This window comes from Streptococcus sp. 1343, assembly GCF_013277355.1.
GTDB lineage: Bacteria > Bacillota > Bacilli > Lactobacillales > Streptococcaceae > Streptococcus > Streptococcus pseudopneumoniae.
This window is the reverse complement of sequence record NZ_VMMT01000020.1, coordinates 1-22,485: the sequence shown is the minus strand read 5'-3', so window position 1 is coordinate 22,485 and position 22,485 is coordinate 1. Positions and strand designations below refer to the sequence as shown.

Annotated in this window: 17 protein-coding genes and 1 pseudogene; 17 read left to right on the top strand and 1 reads right to left on the bottom strand. The window is 40.3% G+C overall.

All coding sequences use genetic code 11. The features are described 5' to 3' along the window. Nucleotides 1-66: 66 nt before the first annotated feature. Complete coding sequence (locus HT709_RS03125) at nucleotides 67-1,938, top strand: Eco57I restriction-modification methylase domain-containing protein (protein WP_172925513.1); 1,872 nt, start codon at nucleotides 67-69, stop codon at nucleotides 1,936-1,938. Nucleotides 1,939-2,102: 164 nt separating this feature from the next. Beyond that, entirely contained in the window at nucleotides 2,103-5,357 is a 3,255-nt protein-coding gene (locus HT709_RS03120; RefSeq protein WP_023938562.1) for a DEAD/DEAH box helicase family protein, read from the top strand. 270 nt (nucleotides 5,358-5,627) lie between these two features. Here HT709_RS03120 and HT709_RS03115 read toward each other — a convergent pair whose 3' ends face one another. Then, on the bottom strand, nucleotides 5,628-6,596 hold the full coding sequence (locus HT709_RS03115) for an L-lactate dehydrogenase (RefSeq protein ID WP_000204723.1): 969 nt from the start codon (nucleotides 6,594-6,596) through the stop codon (nucleotides 5,628-5,630). A gap of 193 nt (nucleotides 6,597-6,789) precedes the next feature. Between HT709_RS03115 and gyrA the strand changes: the two genes are divergently transcribed. The 15 genes and pseudogenes from gyrA (at nucleotide 6,790) to lepA (ending at nucleotide 22,182) form a co-directional block, all read left to right on the top strand. Next, entirely contained in the window at nucleotides 6,790-9,258 is a 2,469-nt protein-coding gene (gene gyrA, locus HT709_RS03110) for a DNA gyrase subunit A (RefSeq protein WP_050146517.1), read from the top strand. Further along, nucleotides 9,258-10,001, top strand: coding sequence for a sortase SrtA (srtA, locus tag HT709_RS03105; RefSeq protein ID WP_050146515.1), 744 nt, complete (start codon nucleotides 9,258-9,260; stop codon nucleotides 9,999-10,001). The genes gyrA and srtA overlap by 1 nt, the downstream gene beginning before the upstream one ends. Nucleotides 10,002-10,159: 158 nt before the next feature. Next, nucleotides 10,160-10,441: pseudogene (locus HT709_RS03100) on the top strand (PLP-dependent transferase); the annotation flags it as partial. A gap of 95 nt (nucleotides 10,442-10,536) precedes the next feature. Then, a complete protein-coding gene (locus tag HT709_RS03095; protein ID WP_001002630.1) occupies nucleotides 10,537-11,811 on the top strand; it encodes a DUF2130 domain-containing protein in 1,275 nt (424 codons plus the stop codon). A 9-nt stretch (nucleotides 11,812-11,820) separates the two neighbouring features. Continuing rightward, nucleotides 11,821-12,699 (top strand): tRNA pseudouridine(55) synthase TruB, encoded by an 879-nt coding sequence (gene truB / locus HT709_RS03090; protein WP_138699678.1) that lies wholly within the window; start codon nucleotides 11,821-11,823, stop codon nucleotides 12,697-12,699. A 366-nt stretch (nucleotides 12,700-13,065) separates the two neighbouring features. Beyond that, nucleotides 13,066-13,368 carry a bacteriocin immunity protein gene (locus HT709_RS03085; RefSeq protein ID WP_000983427.1) on the top strand — a complete coding sequence of 101 codons (303 nt, stop codon included), beginning with the start codon at nucleotides 13,066-13,068 and terminating at the stop codon, nucleotides 13,366-13,368. A 107-nt stretch (nucleotides 13,369-13,475) separates the two neighbouring features. Continuing rightward, nucleotides 13,476-14,114: a uridine kinase gene (udk, locus tag HT709_RS03080; protein WP_001181364.1), complete on the top strand. Its 639-nt coding sequence runs from the start codon at nucleotides 13,476-13,478 to the stop codon at nucleotides 14,112-14,114. A gap of 127 nt (nucleotides 14,115-14,241) precedes the next feature. Beyond that, the gene (gene xseA / locus HT709_RS03075) at nucleotides 14,242-15,582 is read left to right on the top strand and encodes an exodeoxyribonuclease VII large subunit (protein ID WP_023933773.1); all 1,341 of its coding nucleotides are present in this window, start codon (nucleotides 14,242-14,244) and stop codon (nucleotides 15,580-15,582) included. Beyond that, nucleotides 15,560-15,772 carry an exodeoxyribonuclease VII small subunit gene (locus HT709_RS03070; RefSeq protein WP_042901048.1) on the top strand — a complete coding sequence of 71 codons (213 nt, stop codon included), beginning with the start codon at nucleotides 15,560-15,562 and terminating at the stop codon, nucleotides 15,770-15,772. The genes xseA and HT709_RS03070 overlap by 23 nt, the downstream gene beginning before the upstream one ends. Beyond that, entirely contained in the window at nucleotides 15,769-16,644 is an 876-nt protein-coding gene (locus HT709_RS03065) for a polyprenyl synthetase family protein (protein ID WP_172922452.1), read from the top strand. Before HT709_RS03070 ends, HT709_RS03065 begins: the two co-directional genes overlap by 4 nt. Further along, nucleotides 16,637-17,452 (top strand): TlyA family RNA methyltransferase, encoded by an 816-nt coding sequence (locus HT709_RS03060; protein WP_172925512.1) that lies wholly within the window; start codon nucleotides 16,637-16,639, stop codon nucleotides 17,450-17,452. The genes HT709_RS03065 and HT709_RS03060 overlap by 8 nt, the downstream gene beginning before the upstream one ends. Further along, entirely contained in the window at nucleotides 17,445-17,876 is a 432-nt protein-coding gene (locus HT709_RS03055; protein WP_001034403.1) for an arginine repressor, read from the top strand. The genes HT709_RS03060 and HT709_RS03055 overlap by 8 nt, the downstream gene beginning before the upstream one ends. 6 nt (nucleotides 17,877-17,882) lie before the next feature. Further along, the gene (recN, locus tag HT709_RS03050) at nucleotides 17,883-19,550 is read left to right on the top strand and encodes a DNA repair protein RecN (RefSeq protein WP_172925511.1); all 1,668 of its coding nucleotides are present in this window, start codon (nucleotides 17,883-17,885) and stop codon (nucleotides 19,548-19,550) included. A 1-nt stretch (nucleotide 19,551) separates the two neighbouring features. Continuing rightward, nucleotides 19,552-20,280: a metallophosphoesterase family protein gene (locus HT709_RS03045; RefSeq protein WP_172925510.1), complete on the top strand. Its 729-nt coding sequence runs from the start codon at nucleotides 19,552-19,554 to the stop codon at nucleotides 20,278-20,280. Nucleotides 20,281-20,358: 78 nt separating this feature from the next. Continuing rightward, entirely contained in the window at nucleotides 20,359-22,182 is a 1,824-nt protein-coding gene (gene lepA, locus HT709_RS03040; protein ID WP_001047210.1) for a translation elongation factor 4, read from the top strand. The last annotated feature ends 303 nt before the right edge of the window (nucleotides 22,183-22,485 follow it).

Below are 22,485 nucleotides of genomic sequence, written 5' to 3'. Positions count from 1 at the left end.
TTCACGGGTGGTTATGACTCTTTTAAATATGATATAATAGGGCTTACAATACAAGAGAGGTTGCTGATGGCAATAGATATTAGTGAAGAGCAGTTGGCTAAGGAGTCTGCTGATTTATTAAAAATACTTTTAAAAGATAGAACAACAAAGAAAAATATAGTTTGGGCGACGCATTCTTATAACTTGTTAGGAAAAGGCTTTAGTCCTAGTGATAGTATTAGTCCAAGTAAGGTTACTGGAAACTATGCTAACTTGATTCAGCCCAGATCTGAAAAATCCAAGTATGAGCAAAAAGATCGTACAAAAATAAGGGCAGAAGTGTTTACACCAACTTGGTTGGTCGCAAAGCAAAATGGATATGTGGAAGCCGACCTTGAAGCTCTGGATCTTGAAGATTATATCCAAGTGCGATGGCTAGAAATTACCTGTGGTGAAGCACCTTATATGGTAACTCGCTATGATACAGTGATTGGTAAGGAAATTCCATTATCTGAACGAGTTGGTTTTGTTGATAGAAAATTGCAACGGATTAGTCGTGAGGTTTCAGATGAAGTCACATTTTATGAATTTGTAAAAAAAGCTTATCGAGCTTCTTATGGTTATGAGTACCAAGGGGACTCTCTACTTTTGGCGCGTGAAAATCTTTTGGCAACTTTTGAGGACTATTATCTAGCTAAGACTGGAAATCAACCAACATTAGAGCAGAAGAAAGAGATTGCAACTATCATCTCTTACAATGTCTTTCAGATGGATGGATTGAAAAAAAGTAGTCCTTATTCAGCTAAACAAAGGCAATCTCAACAATTGAGTTTGTTTGCGGATGAGCTAGAGGTCCAAGAAGTAGAAGAATCTAAAACCCATATCAAAGACTGGAAAAAGAATAGAATGATAGGTTTTGAGCGCCTATCTAGCGAGGAAAGTGAAATGAAATTTGATGTCGTGATAGGAAATCCGCCGTATCAGGAAATAGGAGAAGCTAGAGATGAGCCGATATATCACTATTTTATTGATGAAGCTTATAAAATCGCAGATAAATCTATACTAATCACCCCAGCAAGGTTTTTATTTAAAGCTGGTCAAACTCCTAAAAATTGGATGGAAAAGATGCTTGAAGACAAGCATTTAAAAGTTCAATTCTATGAACTTAAAAGCGGTAAAGTATTTACAGGAACGGATATTAAGGGTGGAGTAGCAATAACTTATCGTGATGTTGATAAAGATTTGGGACCAATCGGAGTATTTACTATTTTTGAAACTTTGAATGGTATTGTAAAAAAAATCGAAAAACATCCAGAATTTGAAACTTTTTCTGATTTAGTTTATCCTCAAGGTATTTATAGATTTTCAAATAAACTTTTTTCTGATTATCCAAATGCTGAAAAACTGCAAGGAAAAGGAACAAAAAATAAAATTGTTTCGAAATCACTAACTCAGTTAGATTTTGTTTTCAAAAACAAAGAAGAAAAAGACCATGTTGCTCTACTTGGAAGAATTGGCTCCGAACGTGTTTATCGATATATTAATAAAAAATATTTAGATTTACCGGAAACATTCGAAAATTATAATGTTTTTGTACCAGAAGCTAATGGAAGTGGTGCCTTAGGTGAAGTCTTATCAACACCCCTAATCGGGGAACCCCTAATCGGGCATACAGATACTTTTTTATCTATTGGTAATTTTAAAACAAAATTTGAAGCCGATGCTTGTATTAAATTTATTAAAACTAAATTCGCTAGAGTATTATTAGGTGTTTTGAAAGTTACTCAGCATAATTCACGCAAAACTTGGTATTACGTCCCCCTCCAAGACTTTACGGTCAATTCAGACATTGATTGGACACAATCAGTGGCTGATATTGACCGCCAGCTTTATCAAAAATATGACCTTTCTCCTGAGGAAATTTCCTTTATTGAGACTCATGTAAGGGAGATGGATTAGAAAAGTATTTTTATTTGACAAATAGCGCTCAGTGATCTATAATTGACACATAGGATTAGGTCAGGAAGCATACGATGCCCTGACCCTTTTTGTACTTATGAGATGAGAAAGTCATTTGTTAGATAAATTGACTTCGTTAGTAAACGTTCAAAAAAGGAATACTTATGCCAGTAGAAATAAAAACCTCAAAAGAGATTCATCCTAAAATCTATGCCTACACCACACCGACAGTAACCAGTAATGAAGGCTGGATTAAGATTGGGTATACAGAACGTGATGTCACACAACGTATCAAGGAGCAAACGCATACAGCTCATATAGCTACAGATGTCTTATGGACTGGTGATGCAGCTTATACAGAAGAGCCTGATAAGGGGAAAACTTTCAAGGATTATGATTTCCACCATTTCTTGTCTTTCCATGATGTAGAACGTCGTCCTAAGACGGAATGGTTCTATTTTAATGGAACTCCTGAAAAATCTAAAAATCTATTCGATAAATTTGTTCAGCATGATTTGTCTGGTTATCAACCTGGAAAAGGACAGGACTATACTCTGCGACAAGAGCAAGAAGAAGCAGTTGCTAAGACATTAGCTTATTTCCAAGAACATGCTGGAGGCAAATTTCTCTGGAATGCCAAACCACGATTTGGTAAAACCTTGTCTACCTATGACCTAGCTCGTCGAATGGAAGCTGTTAATGTCCTAATTGTAACAAACCGCCCTGCCATTGCTAACTCATGGTATGATGATTTTGAAACATTCATAGCAGGTCAGACGACTTACAAGTTTGTTTCTGAATCAGATAGCCTTAAGAGTCGTCCAACTTTGTCACGTAAAGAATTTGTTGGTATTTTAGATGACGATGTAAGACAACTTGCTTTTATCAGTCTCCAAGACTTGAAAGGTTCTGTTTATTTAGGTGGAGAGCACGATAAACTCAAATGGGTGACTGATCTGCATTGGGATTTGTTGGTTATTGACGAGGCTCATGAAGGAGTTGATACCTTTAAGACAGACCAGGCTTTTAACAAGATTCGACGGAATTTTACTCTGCATTTGTCAGGTACACCATTTAAAGCATTGGCAAAGGGAGAGTTTACCGAGGAGCAAATCTATAACTGGTCTTATGCTGATGAGCAGGCAGCCAAAACTATTTGGTCGCCTGAGCAAGAAGAGGAAAATCCATATGAAACCTTACCTCAGTTAAATCTCTTTACCTATCAAATGTCTCAGATGATTGGTGAAGAGCTAGAGAAAGGCGCTCAACTTGATGGTGAAAATATTGACTATGCTTTTGACTTGAGTGAATTTTTCGCTACAGATGATAAAGGTAAATTTATCCATGAGCAAGATGTCAAAAATTGGTTAGATACTCTGTCAAGCAATGAAAAGTATCCATTTTCAACCAAAGAACTTCGGAACGAACTCAAGCATACTTTTTGGCTGTTGGAGCGTGTAGCCTCAGCTAAGGCTTTAAAAGCACTACTAGAAGAACACCCCATCTATGAAAACTATGAGATCGTTCTAGCTGCTGGTGACGGACGTATGTCCGAAGAAGACGATAAAGTCAAACTCAAATCCTTGGACTTGGTTAGAAAAGCGATAGCAGGTAATGACAAAACCATTACCCTATCCGTCGGTCAATTGACGACAGGTGTCACTATCCCTGAGTGGACAGGTGTATTGATGTTATCGAATTTGAAATCACCTGCACTTTATATGCAGGCCGCCTTCCGTGCTCAAAATCCTTACTCATGGATCGATAACAAAGGAAATCACTTTCGCAAAGAAAGAGCCTATGTATTTGACTTTGCGCCGGAAAGAACCTTGATTCTCTTTGATGAGTTTGCCAACAACTTATCGCTTGCGACTGCAGGAGGCGGCGGGACTTCGACAACTCGTGAAGAAAATATTAGAGAATTATTAAACTTCTTTCCAGTTATTGCCGAAGACCGTGCTGGTAAGATGGTTGAAATTGATGCCAAGGCGGTTCTAACCATTCCTCGCCAGATAAAAGCTAGAGAAGTTCTTAAACGTGGCTTTATGTCCAATCTATTATTTGATAATATCAGCGGTATTTTCCAAGCTAGTCAAACAGTTCTAGACATTTTAAATGAGCTGCCAGTTGAAAAGGAAGGGAAGGTACAAGATAGTTCTGATTTATTAGACTTTTCAGATGTTACAGTAGATGATGAGGGAAATGCAGTAGTAGACCATGAAATTGTAGTTAATCAGCAAATGCGACTTTTTGGTGAAAAAGTTTATGGGCTTGGTGAATCTGTTGCTGAGTTAGTCACAAAAGATGAGGAACGAACTCAAAAACAATTGGCAAATGATTTGAGTAAGACAGTTTCTTCAGTGATTGTAGAAGATTTAAAAGCTGAATACAACCTTAAAACTCGGGAAACAGACCAAATCAAGAAGCAAATTACAGCAACATTTGATAATGAAATTCGAAAAAATGACATTGAAAGAAAAATTTCTGAAGCTCGTATCAAGCAAGAATTGCAGCAACAAATTAAAGAAGCAGATGATAAGGAGCAAAAGGATAAGATTCAAGAAGATTTGGATAAACGTTTAGAAGAAAATAAGCTCATTCACAAAGAAAAACTAGAGCAAACACTCAAAAAAGAAGTGGAAAAAATGCCTGAGAAGTTTATCGAACAGGTTGAGAGAAAACGTGTTGAGCAGTTGAAACAATCAGCTCAAGATGAGATTCGTGACCATCTTCGTGGATTTGCACGAACCATCCCAAGTTTTATTATGGCTTATGGCAATCAATCTCTAACACTTGATAATTTTGATACCTTTGTTCCTGAGCAAGTCTTCTTTGAGGTGACTGGTATTACGATTGATCAATTTCGTTATTTGAGAGATGGAGGACAAGATTTTGCAGGACATCTCTTTGATAAAGCAACATTTGACGAAGCTATTCAAGAATTTCTTCGCAAGAAAAAGGAGTTGGCGGATTATTTTAAAGACCAAAAAGAAGATATTTTTGACTATATTCCACCACAGAAAACCAATCAGATTTTCACTCCTAAACGGGTAGTGAAGAGGATGGTAGATGATCTTGAAAAAGAAAATCCAGGAATATTTGATGATCCATTTAAGACATTTATTGATTTGTACATGAAGTCTGGTCTCTATATTGCTGAACTTGTTAAGCGACTATATAATAGCGAAGGTTTGAAAGATGCATTTCCAAATTCTGAAGAACGCTTAAAACATATCTTAGAAAACCAAGTTTATGGATTTGCTCCGTCTGAGATTATCTATAACATTTCCACTAATTTTATATTTGGCAATCTTTCTAAAGATATCAGTAGGAAGAATTTTGTTTTAGTAGATACCATTCCAGCGGCTAAAGAAGGGCGCATTCAAAAGTTGGTTGATTCCTATTTTGAAAATAATTAAAAAGAAGGCTGAGTCAAAATTCTTTGAAATCAGAAAAAACGCATAAGATAAGGTATTGACAATCCTTGATATTATGCGTTTTATTGTGGGAAGATGTATAATGGATTGAAATAAGATATGAACAAATCAATTAGGAATTTAAAGCATTTTATAACAACGTTTTAGAGTGATAGGGTGCTATTTCAACTTCAACCTACTATAATACAGAAAAAAACAACTCCCTGATGATTCAAGGAGTTGTCTATAGTTAAATTAATTTTTAGAAGCTTCTTAGAATTCTGGATTTTTCCATGCTTCGTCAATAATAGCTTGCAATTCTTTAGCAGATGCTTGCATTTTTTGAGTTTCTGCATCGTTCAATGGAATGTTTACTGGACGAACGATACCGTGTGCTCCAACGATAGCTGGTTGACCGATAAAGACGTTCTCAATTCCGTATTGACCTTCTTGGAATACGGAAAGTGGAAGTACTGCGTTTTCATCGTCAAGGATTGCTTTAGTGATACGAGCGAGGGCTACAGCGATACCGTAGTATGTAGCACCTTTCTTGTTAATGATTGAGTATGCAGCGTCGCGAACAGAAATGAAGAGTTCTACAAGGTCAGCTTCATTCAAGTCACGGTTAGCTTGCAACCATTGTTCCAATTTTACACCGGCAACGTTAGCATGTGACCAAACGGCAAACTCAGAGTCACCGTGTTCACCCATGATATAGGCGTGAACTGAACGAGCGTCAACACCGATTTTTTCAGCAAGGGCTTGACGGAAACGAGCTGAGTCAAGTGAAGTACCTGAACCGATAACGCGTTCTTTAGGGAAACCAGAGAATTTCCAAGTTGAGTAAGTCAAAACGTCAACTGGGTTAGCAGCAACAAGGAAGATACCTTTGAAACCTGATTCAACAACTTGAGTTACGATTGATTTGTTGATAGCAAGGTTTTTACCTACAAGGTCAAGACGAGTTTCACCTGGTTTTTGAGGCGCACCTGCAGTGATCACAACAAGGTCAGCGTCTGCACAGTCAGAGTATTGAGCTGCATAGATTTTTTTAGGTGAAGTGAAGGCAAGGGCGTGACTAAGGTCAAGCGCATCACCAACAGCTTTTTCATGCAATTGTGGAATTTCGATAATTCCAAGCTCTTGTGCAATTCCTTGGTTAACAAGTGCAAAAGCGTAAGATGAACCTACAGCACCATCACCGACAAGGATAACTTTTTTGTGTTGTTTAGTTGAAGTCATTGTTCTAAACATCTCCTTAATTTTATTAGGGGATTTTCCCTAGACAACTTCATTCTATCACTTTTAAAAAACTTTGTCACGAATATGCCGTATAGTTCTCTATGTAAACGTTTTAGTGGTTTAGAGGCTGAAATAGATGGGAATTTATGGTATAATGTTGTTACTTACTAATTGTGAAATGAGGCATTTATTAATGCAGGATAAAAATTTAGTGAATGTCAATCTGACAAAGGAGATGAAGGCAAGCTTTATCGACTACGCCATGAGTGTTATCGTAGCGCGAGCTCTTCCTGATGTTCGAGATGGCTTAAAACCTGTTCACCGTCGCATTCTCTACGGAATGAATGAATTGGGTGTTACTCCAGACAAACCCCATAAAAAATCTGCTCGTATTACAGGGGATGTCATGGGTAAATACCACCCACACGGGGATTCCTCTATCTATGAAGCCATGGTCCGTATGGCTCAATGGTGGAGTTACCGTTACATGCTTGTAGATGGTCATGGGAATTTTGGTTCCATGGATGGAGATAGTGCTGCCGCTCAACGTTATACCGAGGCACGTATGAGCAAGATTGCTCTGGAAATGCTTCGTGATATCAACAAAAATACAGTTGATTTCGTTGATAACTATGATGCCAACGAACGGGAACCCTTGGTCTTGCCAGCGCGTTTTCCAAACCTTTTGGTTAATGGAGCAACTGGTATCGCGGTTGGGATGGCAACCAATATTCCACCTCATAATCTGGGTGAAACCATTGATGCAGTGAAGTTGGTCATGGATAATCCTGAAGTGACTACCAAGGACTTGATGGAAGTCTTGCCTGGACCAGATTTTCCAACAGGTGCCCTTGTCATGGGGAAATCAGGTATCCATAAGGCTTATGAAACAGGTAAAGGTTCGATTGTCCTACGTTCTCGTACAGAGATTGAAACGACTAAGACTGGTCGTGAGCGCATCGTTGTAACAGAATTTCCTTACATGGTTAATAAAACCAAGGTACATGAGCATATTGTTCGTTTGGTTCAGGAAAAACGTATTGAGGGGATTACAGCAGTACGTGATGAGTCAAACCGTGAAGGGGTTCGATTTGTTATTGAAGTCAAGCGTGATGCCTCAGCCAATGTTATCCTTAATAATCTCTTCAAGATGACCCAGATGCAAACCAACTTTGGTTTCAATATGCTGGCTATCCAAAATGGTATACCGAAAATTTTGTCTCTTCGTCAGATTTTGGATGCTTATATCGAGCACCAAAAAGAAGTAGTTGTTCGTCGTACACGTTTTGATAAGGAAAAAGCGGAAGCGCGCGCTCATATCTTAGAAGGTCTCTTGATTGCGCTAGACCATATCGACGAAGTGATTCGTATCATTCGTGCTAGTGAAACGGATGCGGAAGCACAAGCTGAGTTGATGAGTAAGTTTAAGCTTTCTGAACGTCAAAGTCAGGCCATCCTAGACATGCGTCTTCGTCGTTTGACAGGTTTGGAACGCGATAAGATTCAATCTGAGTATGATGACCTCTTGGCTCTGATTGCGGACTTAGCGGATATTCTTGCTAAGCCTGAACGTGTTTCTCAAATCATCAAAGACGAATTGGATGAAGTTAAACGTAAATTTTCCGATAAACGCCGTACAGAGTTGATGGTTGGACAGGTCTTGAGTCTCGAGGATGAGGACTTGATTGAAGAATCGGATGTCTTAATTACCCTTTCTAACAAAGGATACATTAAACGTCTGGACCAAGCTGAATTTACTGCTCAAAAACGTGGAGGTCGTGGTGTCCAAGGAACAGGAGTGAAAGATGATGACTTTGTTCGTGAGTTAGTGTCAACTAGCACCCATGATCATCTGCTCTTCTTCACAAATAAAGGACGAGTTTATCGTTTGAAAGGTTATGAAATTCCTGAGTATGGTCGGACTGCCAAAGGGCTACCAGTAGTCAATCTCTTGAAATTGGATGAAGACGAAAATATTCAGACGGTTATCAATGTTGAGTCTGATCGCAGTGATGATGCTTATCTCTTCTTTACAACCCGTCACGGTATTGTGAAGAGAACCAGTGTTAAGGAATTTGCCAATATTCGTCAAAATGGTCTCAAAGCGCTGAATTTAAAGGATGAAGATGAGTTAATCAATGTCTTGTTGGCGGAAGGAGATATGGATATTATCATTGGTACCAAGTTTGGTTATGCAGTTCGCTTTAATCAATCAGCCGTTCGTGGTATGAGTCGTATCGCCACTGGTGTGAAAGGTGTTAACCTTCGTGAAGGAGACACAGTTGTTGGTGCCAGCTTGATTACTGATCAAGATGAGGTTCTTATTATCACAGAAAAAGGATATGGTAAGCGTACAGTCGCTACTGAATACCCAACAAAAGGTCGTGGTGGTAAGGGAATGCAGACAGCTAAAATTACCGAAAAAAATGGCTTGCTGGCCGGTCTTATGACTGTTCAAGGGGATGAGGATTTGATGATTATCACTGATACAGGTGTCATGATTCGAACCAATCTTGCCAATATTTCACAAACAGGACGTGCAACTATGGGAGTTAAAGTAATGCGCCTGGATCAAGATGCTCAGATAGTGACTTTCACAACGGTTGCGGTGGCAGAAAAAGAAGAGGTTGGGACAGAAAATGAAACAGAAGGTGAAGAATAATGTCTCATAAAAATAATAAAAAGAAAAACAAGCGAAAAAATCTGCTGACAAATATCCTAGCAGGATTTCTGATATTACTGTCACTGGCTTTGATTTTTAATGCGCAAATTCGAAATATTTTCATAGTCTGGAATACCAATAAGTATCAAGTTAGCCAGGTATCAAAAGAAAAATTAGAAGAAAATCAGGATACAGAAGGCAATTTTGACTTTGATTCTGTCAAAGCTATCTCTTCGGAAGCTGTTCTAACTTCTCAATGGGATGCTCAAAAATTACCAGTTATTGGGGGAATTGCAATTCCTGAATTGGAAATGAATTTGCCGATTTTTAAAGGACTTGATAATGTTAATCTCTTCTACGGAGCTGGTACAATGAAACGCGAGCAAGTAATGGGGGAAGGAAATTATAGTCTAGCTAGTCACCATATCTTTGGTGTTGATAATGCTAATAAAATGTTATTTTCTCCTTTAGATAATGCTAAAAATGGCATGAAGATTTATCTAACCGATAAAAATAAAGTTTATACTTATGAAATACGTGAAGTCAAACGTGTGACACCGGATCGTGTTGATGAAGTTGATGATAGAGATGGGGTCAATGAAATCACATTAGTAACCTGTGAAGACCTTGCTGCTACAGAACGTATTATTGTCAAAGGTGATTTGAAAGAAACAAAAGATTATTCACAAACATCTGATGAAATTCTAACAGCTTTCAATCAACCATATAAACAATTTTATTAATACAAATCAGTGAAATCATGGATTTCACTGATTTTTTAAGATTTTCATAAAAATATAGTAAAATGAAATAAGAATAGGACGAATTGTTCAGGACAGTCAAATCGATTTCTAACAATGTTTTAGAAGTAGAGGTGTACTATTCTAGTTTCAATCTACTATACTTGCCAAAAGGTGTCGGTTCCATCTTTACCTTCCATGTCAAAGGTGGGGAGGCAGAAGCCCGCAAGGTCATTGATCATTTAGAAATCTTTTCTGACCTTGCAAACGTGGCAGATGCCAAGTCTCTTGTTGTTCATCCAGCAACAACCACTTACGGTCAATTGTCAGAAAAAGACCTAGAAGCAGCAGGTGTCACACCAAACCAACTTCGTTTGTCAATTGGTCTTGAAAATGTAGAAGATTTGATTGAAGACTTGCGCTTGGCCTTGGAGAAAATTTAAAGTAAAAGAAGATAAACAGTGGTTTTCGACTCGCTGTTTTTGATTTTCCTTCAGGCATGATATAATGGATAAAGAAGTCTAGAAAGAGGAACGATATGAACGAAATCAAATGTCCCAACTGTGGGGAAGTCTTTACAGTAAATGAAAGCCAGTATGCTGAACTTTTGTCCCAAGTGAGAACGGCAGAGTTTGATAAGGAACTACACGATAGGATGAGGCAAGAACTGGCCTTGGCTGAGCAAAAGGCTATGAATGAGCAACAGACTAAACTGGCTCAGAAGGATCAAGAAATTGCGCAATTACAGAGTCAGATCCAAAACTTTGATACAGAAAAAGAATTGGCCAAGAAAGAAGTTGAACAGACAAGCCATCAGGCCCTCTTGGCTAAGGACAAGGAAGTACAGGCTTTGGAGAACCAATTGGCCACTTTGCGTTTAGAGCATGAAAATCAACTGCAAAAGACCCTTTCTGACCTAGAAAAAGAACATGTTCAGGTCAAAAATCAGCTCCTCTTGCAAGAAAAGGAAAATGAGTTGTCTTTGGCTTCTGTTAAGCAAAACTATGAAGCCCAGCTTAAAGCAGCTAGTGAACAAGTCGAGTTTTATAAGAATTTTAAGGCTCAACAATCTACAAAAGCCATTGGGGAAAGCCTAGAACAGTATGCAGAGAGTGAGTTTAACAAGGTCCGTAGTTTCGCCTTTCCAAATGCCTACTTTGAGAAGGATAACAAGGTCTCTGCGCGTGGGTCTAAGGGAGACTTCATCTTCCGTGAGTGTGATGAAAATGAGGTAGAGATTATCTCCATTATGTTTGAGATGAAGAATGAAGCTGACGGAACAGAGAAGAAGCACAAGAATGCAGATTTTTACAAGGAATTGGACAAGGACCGTCGGGAGAAGAACTGTGAATATGCCGTTTTAGTGACCATGCTTGAGGCCGATAACGACTACTTTAACACAGGGATTGTTGACGTCAGTCACGAGTATGAAAAGATGTATGTGGTTCGTCCTCAATTTTTTATTCAGTTGATTGGGCTCTTACGTAATGCGGCTCTTAATTCTTTAAAATACAAGCAGGAGTTAGCGCTTGTTCGCGAGCAAAATATCGACATTACACATTTTGAGGAAGACTTGGATGCTTTTAAACTAGCCTTTGCTAAGAACTATAATTCAGCTTCGACCAACTTTGGAAAAGCTATTGATGAAATCGACAAGGCCATCAAACGCATGGAAGAGGTTAAGAAATTCCTGACCACATCTGAAAACCAACTCCGTTTAGCTAACAACAAATTGGAAGATGTCTCTGTTAAAAAATTGACCCGGAAAAATCCAACCATGAAAGCGAAATTTGAAGCATTGAAGGGGGAGTAGAAAGCAAAAATGAACGGTATTATCAACTTAAAAAAAGAAGCAGGAATGACCTCGCATGATGCGGTTTTTAAACTGCGTAAGATTTTGGGCACCAAGAAAATTGGTCATGGTGGGACCTTGGATCCAGATGTAGTGGGTGTTTTGCCCATTGCGGTTGGCAAGGCGACCCGCATGGTTGAGTTTATGCAGGACGAGGGTAAGATCTATGAGGGGGAAATCACTCTGGGCTATTCCACGACGACTGAGGATGCTAGTGGGGAAGTGGTCGCAGAAACCCCTGTTTTGTCTCCCTTGGATGAAAAGCTTGTTGATGAAGCGATTGCGAGCTTGACTGGGCCTATTACCCAGATTCCCCCTATGTATTCGGCAGTTAAGGTTAATGGTCGCAAGCTCTATGAGTATGCGCGTGCTGGTCAGGAAGTGGAGCGTCCAGAACGTCAGGTGACCATTTATCAATTTGAGCGAACAAGTCCGATTTCTTATGATGGCCAACTTGCCCGATTCACTTTTCGTGTAAAATGCAGTAAAGGGACTTACATCCGTACTTTGTCAGTTGATTTGGGTGAAAAGCTTGGTTATGCGGCTCATATGTCTCAGTTAACTCGTACTAGTGCTGCTGGCTTACAATTAGAAGACGCACTGACCTTGGAGGAAATTGCTGAAAAAGTAGAGGCTGGCCAATTGGACTTTCTCCATCCTATAGAGATTGGGACAGGTGATCTTGTCAAAGTTTTCCTAAGTCCAGAAGAAGCTACAGAAGTTCGCTTTGGTCGTTTTATTGAGCTAGACCAAACGGACAAAGAACTGGCTGCCTTTGAAGATGATACATTGTTAGCCATTCTAGAAAAACGGGACAAACTCTACAAGCCAAGGAAGGTTTTTAGCTAGATCCTTTAGGAATAAAAATCGGGTGATAGATAACAATTGCTTGATAAAACCCCATACTAATAGTAGAATGGGGTTGGGAATTATAATATTCCAATTGTTGCGAGTTGTAGATACTCAAATAATCTATATAGAAATTTAGAGGTGTGAAATGAAGCAATTTAAAATTCTTTCAGATAAATATTTAGAGTCCATTACAGGTTCTGGTGGGAACTTAGGCCCAGGAGTATATTGTGTAGACGTTAAAGGTCGAGCAAAATGCAGTATCAATCATGGAGAGTTTTGGGGGTACACGGGAAGTGTAGTAGTCAATGGCTGGATTAATTATGGTCCATGGGCACCTAGACCAGGATTTGGTGTGATAATTCCATGATGCAAAATGAGTTTCGAGAAAGGGTGGAGCAACTTCTTCAACAAAAAGAAATAAATGAAAATAGTGAGTTGAGTCACCTGTTTCGTCTTGCTATACAAAATTTAGACAGAAATGAAAAATACCAATCGGTCATGGCCAATTTGAGTCAAGGGTTGTCGCTTTACCTCATGACGCATCATTACCAGGCACCTAAGTCTGTCATTGATTTTGGTTTATGGATTGCCAAAGCTCCTAGCCAGGAAAGAGGGAGACTGGCTTTCTTGCAGATGCTTGCTCAAACCCTACAGGGCTTTCGTTAAAACTATCGAACATCAGAGGGAAGACTCTGGTGTTTTTTGCTGATGAGACTATAAATTTTGTAAAAAATGTGATAGAATAGACGACGGATAAAATAACGGAGGATAGCATGCAAAATAGACCAATCATTATTGGAGTGACAGGTGGTTCTGGTGGTGGTAAAACCAGTGTTTCAAGAGCCATTTTATCGCATTTTCTTGATGAAAAGATTTCCATGATTGAGCATGATTCATACTACAAGGATCAGTCTCATTTGACCTTTGAAGAGCGTATCAAAACCAACTATGACCATCCATTTGCCTTTGATACAGACTTGATGATTGAGCAGATGAAGGAATTGTTGGCAGGGCGTCCGGTGGACATTCCGACTTATGACTATACTGAACATACACGGAGCAGCAAGACCTATCGTCAGGAGCCTCAGGATGTCTTTATCGTTGAGGGCATTTTGGTCTTGGAGGACAAGCGCCTGCGCGATTTGATGGATATCAAGATTTTTGTGGATACGGATGATGATGTGCGCATTATTCGTCGTATCAAGCGCGATATGGAAGAACGTGGCCGTAGCCTTGATAGCGTTATTGACCAGTATCTAGGTGTGGTTAAACCCATGTACCATCAGTTTATCGAGCCGACTAAGCGTTATGCTGATATCGTCATTCCTGAGGGAGTCAGCAATACAGTAGCTATCGACCTGTTGACGACCAAGATTGCTAAGATTTTGGAAGAAGCTCGAAATAGCAAATAAACAGAATTGGAGGCCTTGCCTCCTTTTTCTATTTTTCCCTCATAATGGTACATAAATGGAGATTTTTAGGCATATTTTTGGTATAATAATACCCATGAAAGAGCAAGAAAATGAATAGTAGGTGGAGATGGAAAAGTATTTATCGGTAACAACTTTGACCAAGTATCTGAAAATGAAATTCGATAAAGACCCATACTTGGAACGGGTCTATTTAACTGGTCAAGTTTCCAACTTTCGTAAACGACCTACTCACCAATATTTCTCCCTAAAAGATGACCATGCAGTTATTCAAGCGACCATCTGGTCTGGGGTTTATCAGAAATTAGGTTTCGACCTAGAAGAAGGAATGAAAATCAATGTGATTGGGCGTGTGCAGGTCTATGAACCAAGTGGTAGCTACTCCATCATCATTGAAAAGGCTGAGCCTGATGGGGTTGGGGCGCTTGCGATTCAGTTTGAACAACTCAAGAAAAAATTGACAGAAGAAGGCCTGTTTCAAGAACGTTTCAAGCAAGCTCTGCCCCAATTTTCTAAGAGAATTGGTGTGGTAACCAGTCGCAGTGGAGCCGTTATTCGAGATATTATCACGACCGTCAGTAGGCGATTTCCAGGTGTCGATATTCTACTCTATCCAACTAAGGTTCAAGGTGAAGGTTCTGCGGAGGAAATTGCTAGAAATATTGCGCGTGCTAATCAAGGGGACGATTTGGATTTACTCATTATTGGTCGTGGAGGTGGTTCCATAGAGGATCTCTGGGCCTTTAACGAAGAAATTGTGGTACGAGCTATTTTTGAATCTCGTTTGCCAGTTATCTCTAGTGTGGGGCATGAGACGGATGTGACCTTGGCAGATTTTGTGGCAGATCGACGCGCTGCAACGCCAACAGCGGCGGCTGAACTAGCAACACCTGTGACCAAGTTGGATCTATTAGCTCATTTGCAAAATCAGGAAAAACGGATGGCAACGGCAGTCCGAAATGTCCTATCTAAGAAACAAGAAGCTTTGAAAAAATGCAGTCAGTCTGTTATCTTTAGACAACCAGAACGTTTGTATGATGGCTATATGCAACGCTTGGATCAACTGCAATTGCGTTTGAAACAAAGTTTGCGAACACGGATTTCTGATAACAAGCAATTAGTCCAAGCAAGGACGCATCAACTGGTTCAATTATCACCTGTTACCAAAATCCAACGCTATCAAGACCGTCTAGGCCAGTTGGATAAGCTCCTCCGTAGTCAAATGACGCTGGTTTATGATGCCAGGGTTGCTGAAGTCAAGAGACTTTCAGAAGCCTTGTTGATGTTGGATGCCAGTCGCATCGTGGCGCGTGGTTATGCTATTGTCAAAAAAGAAGAGTCCGTTGTAGATTCGGTTGAGAGTTTGAAGAAAAAAGACCAAGTAACGCTTTTGATGCGAGATGGTCAAGTAGAATTAGAGGTTAAAGATGTCAAAACAAAAGAAATTTGAGGAAAATCTAGCAGAACTGGAGACCATTGTCCAAAGTTTGGAAAATGGTGAAATTGCTCTGGAAGATGCGATTACTGCCTTTCAACAGGGCATGGTCTTGTCTAAAGAACTCCAAGCGACGCTGGACAAGGCTGAAAAGACCTTGGTCAAGGTCATGCAAGAAGACGGAACAGAAAGTGATTTTGAATGAAGAAGCAAGAAAAATTAGCTCTTGTCGAGTCAGCCTTGGAAGACTTTTATGGAGGCCAGCAGTTTGCCTCTAGTTTGCGAGAGTCTGTTCTCTATTCCATTCATGCTGGTGGCAAGCGTATTCGGCCTTTTCTCTTGTTAGAAGTTTTGGAAGCCTTGCAGGTGGCTATCAAACCTGCTCACGCGCAGGTGGCTGCAGCCTTGGAAATGATTCATACAGGGAGCTTAATTCACGATGATCTTCCAGCTATGGATGATGATGATTACCGTCGGGGACGATTGACCAATCATAAGAAATTTGGCGAAGCAATGGCAATTTTGGCTGGAGATGCTTTATTCCTAGATCCTTATGCCTTGATAGCGCAGGCAGATTTGCCAAGTCAGATTAAGGTGGACTTGATTGCCAACTTATCTCTTGCTTCAGGAAGTCTGGGTATGGTAGCAGGCCAGGTTTTAGATATGGAAGGTGAACACCAACATTTGTCTTTGGAAGAACTTCAGACCATTCATGCTAATAAGACTGGGAAACTACTAGCCTATCCCTTTCAAGCGGCTGCTATTATAGCCGAATTGGCACCTGAGATGCAGGTGAAGCTGAAAACTGTTGGTGAATTGATTGGACTTGCTTTTCAAGTTCGAGATGATGTACTGGATGTGACTGCCAGTTTTGAGGAGATCGGCAAGACACCTCAAAAGGATTTGCAGGCAGAAAAGTCAACCTATCCAGCCTTGTTGGGCTTGGAAGAGGCCATTGCCTTTTGTAACCAAACCCTGGATCAAGCTAATGCCAAATTAGACGACATTGCCCAGCAGGTTCCCTTTGAAACAGAATCAATTGTAAGTGTAGTAGAAAGTTTGAGAATCAATGGCTAAGGAAAGAGTGGATGTACTAGCTTATAAACAGGGCTTGTTTGAAACGCGAGAACAAGCCAAACGCGGCGTCATGGCTGGACTAGTCGTTGCAGTCCTGAATGGAGAACGGTTTGACAAACCAGGAGAGAAAATCCCGGACGACACTGAGTTAAAACTCAAGGGGGAGAAACTCAAGTATGTCAGCCGTGGTGGCTTGAAACTGGAAAAGGCCTTGCAGGTCTTTGATTTGTCAGTGGAAGGAGCTACAACGATTGATATCGGTGCCTCTACTGGAGGTTTTACCGATGTCATGTTGCAAAATGGTGCTGAACTTGTCTTTGCAGTTGATGTTGGTACCAATCAATTGTCTTGGAAACTACGCCAAGACCCACGAGTTGTCAGCATGGAGCAGTTTAATTTCCGCTATGCTGAAAAGACCGATTTCGAGCAGGAGCCGAGCTTTGCCAGTATTGATGTGAGTTTCATTTCCCTAAGTTTGATTCTTCCAGCCTTGCACCGTGTCTTGGCAGATCAAGGTCAGGTTGTGGCTCTGGTTAAACCTCAGTTTGAGGCAGGTCGAGAGCAGATTGGGAAAAATGGAATTATTCGAGATGCTAAGGTTCATCAACATGTCCTTGAATCTGTCACAGCTATGGCAGTAGAGGAAGGCTTTTCAGTCCTTGGATTGGATTTTTCTCCCATCCAAGGTGGACATGGAAATATCGAGTTTTTAGCGTATTTGAAAAAAGAAGAGTCAGCAAGCAATCAGGTTCTTGCTGAGATTGAAGAAATAGTAGAAAGGGCGCATAGTCAATTTAAAAATGAATAAAAAAGAGAGACTTGAAAAAATTAGACGATTTGTGACAGATTATCAAATCGGTACACAAGAAGAAATTGTAGAACATTTGAAAGAGGCAGGAATCACTGCCACTCAAGCAACGGTATCCCGAGATATCAAAGAGCTAGGCATTGTCAAAATTCCTTTGAGAGATAACACCTATGTCTATGAATTGCCAAAATCAATCGTAAAAAGTTTGCAACTAGCTGAATATAATATCGAATCGGCTCAATTGATGGACAAGATGATCAATCTCCAAGTTATTCCAGGAAATACAGCTTTTGTAAAAGCTCAGTTAATTGAGACTTTTGCGGATAAGATTTTCAGCTGTTTGGCTGATGATAGTTCGATTTTAGTCATGGCCAGAAGTGAAAGTCTAGCTGAGGAAATCTTTGAACAAGTAAAAAAATGGTAGGTCTATATGTTACTTGAAATTTCGATAAAAAACTTTGCCATTATTGAGGCTATTTCCCTCCATTTTGAAAAGGGGATGACAGTCCTGACTGGTGAAACAGGCGCAGGGAAGTCGATTATCATTGATGCCATGAATATGATGTTGGGAGCTCGTGCGACGACAGATGTTATTCGTCATGGTGCACCAAAGGCAGAGATTGAGGGGCTTTTCTCAGTTGAGAATAGTCGTCTTTTACAGGAAATTTTTGATGAGCAAGGTTTAGAATTAGGTGATGAAATTATCATCCGTCGGGAAATCTTGCAAAATGGTCGGAGTATTAGTCGTGTCAATGGCCAGATGGTTAATCTGTCTGTTTTGCGTGCTATTGGGCAACATCTGGTGGACATTCATGGTCAGCATGATCAAGAAGAGTTAATGCGTCCCCAACTGCATATTCAGATGCTGGATGAATTTGGTGATACAGCCTTTTGGGACTTGAAAGAAACCTATCAAACAAGTTTTGATGCTTATCGAAAAATGCGCAAGCAGGTTCTGGAAGTCAAGAAAAACCAACAGGAACACAAGTCTCGTATTGAAATGTTGGAATTTCAAATGGCAGAGATTGAGGCAGCAAACTTGCAGGCTGGAGAAGATTTGGCTCTCAATCAAGAGCGTGATAAACTTCTCAATCATAAAAATATTGCGGATACGCTGACAAATGCCTATAGTATGTTGGACAATGAAGATTTTTCAAGTCTAGCCAATGTTCGTTCAGCCATGAATGACATGGAAAGTGTTGAAGAGTATGACCCTGAATACCGTGAAATTTCAAGCTCTCTGTCTGAGACCTACTATGTCTTAGAAGACATTAGCAAACGTTTGGAAGCTATTATAGAGGACCTTGATTTTGATGGCAATCGTCTCATGCAGGTTGAGAATCGTTTGGATCTCCTTCATACTATTACCCGTAAGTACGGTGGGACTGTAGACGATGTCTTGCTTTATTTTGCCAAGATTACGGAAGAATATAATCTCTTGACAGGCAATAACCTTTCATCTGAGGACATGGAAGCAGAGCTTAAGAAATTGGAAGTCAATCTTGTTGATTTGGCTGGTCAACTTGCCTCTGCTCGTCATGACTTGGCTCAGCAGCTCGAAGCAGAGATTAAACAAGAACTGCAAGACCTTTATATGGAAAAAGCCCAGTTTCAGGTTCGTTTTAGCAAGGGTAAATTCAGCCGTGAGGGCAATGAAATGGTTGAGTTTTATATTTCAACCAACCCTGGTGAAGACTTTAAACCCTTGGTTAAGGTTGCTTCTGGAGGGGAATTATCTCGTCTCATGTTAGCCATTAAGTCTGCCTTTTCACATAAAGAAGGTAAGACCAGTATTGTCTTTGATGAAGTGGATACGGGAGTTTCAGGTCGTGTAGCTCAGGCTATTGCGCAGAAGATTCATAAAATTGGTCAGCATGGTCAGGTTCTGGCGATTTCTCATTTGCCACAAGTGATTGCGATTGCGGATTATCAATTCTTTATTGAGAAGATTAGTAATGACCATTCAACGGTTTCGACTGTTCGTCTCTTGACGGTCGAAGAGCGAGTGGAGGAAGTTGCTAAGATGTTGGCAGGTGATGATGTGACCGAAGCAGCCCTGACGCAAGCCAGAGAATTGTTGAGAAACAGAGAGAAATAAGATGCCTGACTATTATGTAATTGGAGATGTTCACGGAAAAGCTGGGATGCTGGAAGACCTTCTCAAAACCTGGGATGGTCAGACCCAGTTGCTCTTTCTAGGGGATTTAATTGACCGTGGTGAAGATAGTTGCCGTGTCCTTGAAATGGTCAAGGATTTAGTGGACAATCAAGGGGCTATCTGTTTATCAGGAAATCATGAGTATATGTTTTTGACTTGGCTAGATGATCCAGAAGAAAGCTATGACCACTATCGTCGTAATGGTGGTGATACAACTATTAACTCTATCCTAGGTCGTCCCTTGGATGCACCAGTTGACGGAGTGGAGGATGCCAAGCGTGTTGCTACTGAAGCGGCAGACTTGGTCAAATTTATTCGTCAAATGCCATTTGTGGTAGAGACAGACAAGTATATCTTCGTTCACGCAGGTATTGATCTGACCTTGGACGACTGGCATGAAACCACAGATTACAAGAAAGTATGGCTTAGAAAACCATTCCACGAAGCCGAAAATCATACTGGAAAAACCATTGTCTTCGGTCATACACCGGTCTATGGTTTGTTAAAGCAAGAGCGAGGTACAGCTGAGCTTTGGATGACAGAAAATGGTAAGATTGGAATGGATGGAGGAGCTGTTTATGGTGGTGTCCTTCACGGGATTGTCTTTACAGACCAAGGGATGACAGAACACCACTTTATCGAAAATGACGGCTTTGTCGCTGAAGATTAGTACTCCTAGCAGGGGATGGTCTTGTCAAAATATCAAAAACAATTTATAATAAATAGATACCCTGAAAGGAAGAGACTCATGAACTTAGAAGAATTGAAAAAACGACAGGAGAAGATCCGTAACTTCTCTATTATCGCCCATATTGACCACGGGAAGTCGACTCTAGCAGACCGCATTTTGGAAAAAACTGAGACAGTCTCCAGTCGTGAAATGCAAGCTCAGCTTTTGGATAGCATGGATTTAGAACGGGAACGTGGGATTACCATTAAGTTGAATGCCATAGAGCTCAATTACACTGCAAAAGATGGGGAGACCTATATCTTCCACTTGATTGACACGCCTGGACATGTGGACTTTACCTATGAAGTTTCCCGTTCGCTCGCTGCCTGTGAGGGGGCGATTTTGGTGGTCGATGCTGCCCAAGGGATTGAGGCTCAAACTCTTGCCAATGTTTATCTGGCCTTGGACAATGATTTGGAAATCATGCCAGTCATTAACAAGATTGACCTACCAGCTGCAGACCCTGAGCGCGTGCGTACAGAGATTGAAGATGTGATTGGTTTGGATGCCAGTGAAGCAGTTTTGGCTTCTGCCAAGGCTGGTATTGGGATTGAAGAAATTCTTGAGCAAATCGTAGAAAAAGTACCAGCACCAACGGGTGATGTGACGGCACCACTCAAGGCCTTGATTTTTGACTCAGTTTACGATGCCTACCGTGGGGTTATCCTCCAAGTGCGTGTCATGGATGGAGTGGTTAAACCTGGCGATAAGATTCAGCTTATGAGCAATGGCAAGACCTTTGATGTGACCGAAGTTGGTATTTTTACACCCAAAGCAGTTGGTCGTGATTTTCTTGCGACTGGTGACGTTGGTTATATTGCAGCTTCTATCAAGACGGTTCAGGATACTCGTGTGGGTGATACCGTTACCTTGGCAACCAATCCTGCAACAGAGCCATTACATGGTTACAAACAGATGAATCCTATGGTCTTTGCGGGTCTCTATCCAATCGAGTCAAACAAGTACAATGACCTGCGTGAAGCCCTTGAAAAATTGCAACTGAATGACGCTAGTCTTCAGTTTGAACCAGAAACATCTCAGGCACTTGGATTTGGTTTCCGTTGTGGATTTCTTGGACTTCTCCATATGGATGTTATCCAGGAACGTTTAGAGCGTGAATTCAATATTGACCTCATCATGACAGCTCCGTCTGTTATTTACAAAGTTAATTTGACCGACGGTGAGTCTATGGATGTGTCTAACCCATCTGAGTTTCCAGACCCAACTAAGATTGCGACCATTGAAGAGCCTTATGTCAAGGCGCAAATCATGGTACCACAGGAGTTCGTCGGAGCAGTAATGGAGCTAGCTCAGCGTAAGCGTGGGGACTTTGTGACTATGGACTATATTGATGATAACCGTGTCAATGTTATCTATCAAATTCCTCTTGCTGAAATTGTCTTTGACTTCTTTGATAAACTTAAGTCTTCGACACGTGGTTATGCAAGCTTTGACTACGAATTGTCAGAATATCGCCCATCTAAGCTGGTCAAAATGGATATCCTTCTTAACGGAGACAAGGTGGATGCTCTCAGCTTTATCGTTCACAAGGACTTTGCCTACGAACGTGGGAAACTCATTGTTGATAAGCTCAAGAAAATCATCCCTCGCCAACAATTTGAGGTTCCAATCCAAGCAGCAATTGGACACAAGATTGTCGCTCGTACTGATATTAAGGCCCTTCGTAAGAACGTACTTGCTAAATGTTATGGTGGTGATGTTTCTCGTAAACGTAAACTCCTTGAAAAACAAAAAGCTGGTAAGAAACGTATGAAAGCTATTGGATCAGTTGAAGTCCCACAAGAAGCCTTCCTCAGCGTCTTGAGCATGGATGAAGAATAAGTTATCAGAAATGCCTTTCCTTGTTCACAGGAAATGTATATAAGAATCAATAGTAAAGCAGGCTTTAATGGCCTGCTTTTTTATAAACTATCAAGAAATCGGAGAAAATAATGGTATAGTAGATTGAAACTAGAATAGTACACCTCTNNAGAAATAGATTTGACTGTCCTGATAGATTTGCCCTGTTCTTATTTTTTCATTTCACTATAAAATTTTAAATTTGTGACCATATCTTGACTGTATTTTCCTCTCTTTTTCGAATAAATAAATAGAATAATCAAATCTAGATTAAAAAATGTGCTA

What these genes read in the sequence shown, in the direction of transcription:
- recN (WP_172925511.1), top strand. Translation starts at nt 17,883, where the DNA reads ATGTTACTTGAAATTTCGATAAAAAACTTTGCCATTATTGAGGCTATT.
- HT709_RS03070 (WP_042901048.1), top strand. Translation starts at nt 15,560, where the DNA reads ATGTCAAAACAAAAGAAATTTGAGGAAAATCTAGCAGAACTGGAGACC.
- srtA (WP_050146515.1), top strand. Translation starts at nt 9,258, where the DNA reads ATGTCTCATAAAAATAATAAAAAGAAAAACAAGCGAAAAAATCTGCTG.
- xseA (WP_023933773.1), top strand. Translation starts at nt 14,242, where the DNA reads ATGGAAAAGTATTTATCGGTAACAACTTTGACCAAGTATCTGAAAATG.
- truB (WP_138699678.1), top strand. Translation starts at nt 11,821, where the DNA reads ATGAACGGTATTATCAACTTAAAAAAAGAAGCAGGAATGACCTCGCAT.
- HT709_RS03065 (WP_172922452.1), top strand. Translation starts at nt 15,769, where the DNA reads ATGAAGAAGCAAGAAAAATTAGCTCTTGTCGAGTCAGCCTTGGAAGAC.
- HT709_RS03060 (WP_172925512.1), top strand. Translation starts at nt 16,637, where the DNA reads ATGGCTAAGGAAAGAGTGGATGTACTAGCTTATAAACAGGGCTTGTTT.
- HT709_RS03115 (WP_000204723.1), bottom strand. Translation starts at nt 6,596, where the DNA reads ATGACTTCAACTAAACAACACAAAAAAGTTATCCTTGTCGGTGATGGT.
- HT709_RS03095 (WP_001002630.1), top strand. Translation starts at nt 10,537, where the DNA reads ATGAACGAAATCAAATGTCCCAACTGTGGGGAAGTCTTTACAGTAAAT.
- lepA (WP_001047210.1), top strand. Translation starts at nt 20,359, where the DNA reads ATGAACTTAGAAGAATTGAAAAAACGACAGGAGAAGATCCGTAACTTC.
- HT709_RS03045 (WP_172925510.1), top strand. Translation starts at nt 19,552, where the DNA reads ATGCCTGACTATTATGTAATTGGAGATGTTCACGGAAAAGCTGGGATG.
- HT709_RS03055 (WP_001034403.1), top strand. Translation starts at nt 17,445, where the DNA reads ATGAATAAAAAAGAGAGACTTGAAAAAATTAGACGATTTGTGACAGAT.
- HT709_RS03085 (WP_000983427.1), top strand. Translation starts at nt 13,066, where the DNA reads ATGATGCAAAATGAGTTTCGAGAAAGGGTGGAGCAACTTCTTCAACAA.
- gyrA (WP_050146517.1), top strand. Translation starts at nt 6,790, where the DNA reads ATGCAGGATAAAAATTTAGTGAATGTCAATCTGACAAAGGAGATGAAG.
- HT709_RS03125 (WP_172925513.1), top strand. Translation starts at nt 67, where the DNA reads ATGGCAATAGATATTAGTGAAGAGCAGTTGGCTAAGGAGTCTGCTGAT.
- udk (WP_001181364.1), top strand. Translation starts at nt 13,476, where the DNA reads ATGCAAAATAGACCAATCATTATTGGAGTGACAGGTGGTTCTGGTGGT.
- HT709_RS03120 (WP_023938562.1), top strand. Translation starts at nt 2,103, where the DNA reads ATGCCAGTAGAAATAAAAACCTCAAAAGAGATTCATCCTAAAATCTAT.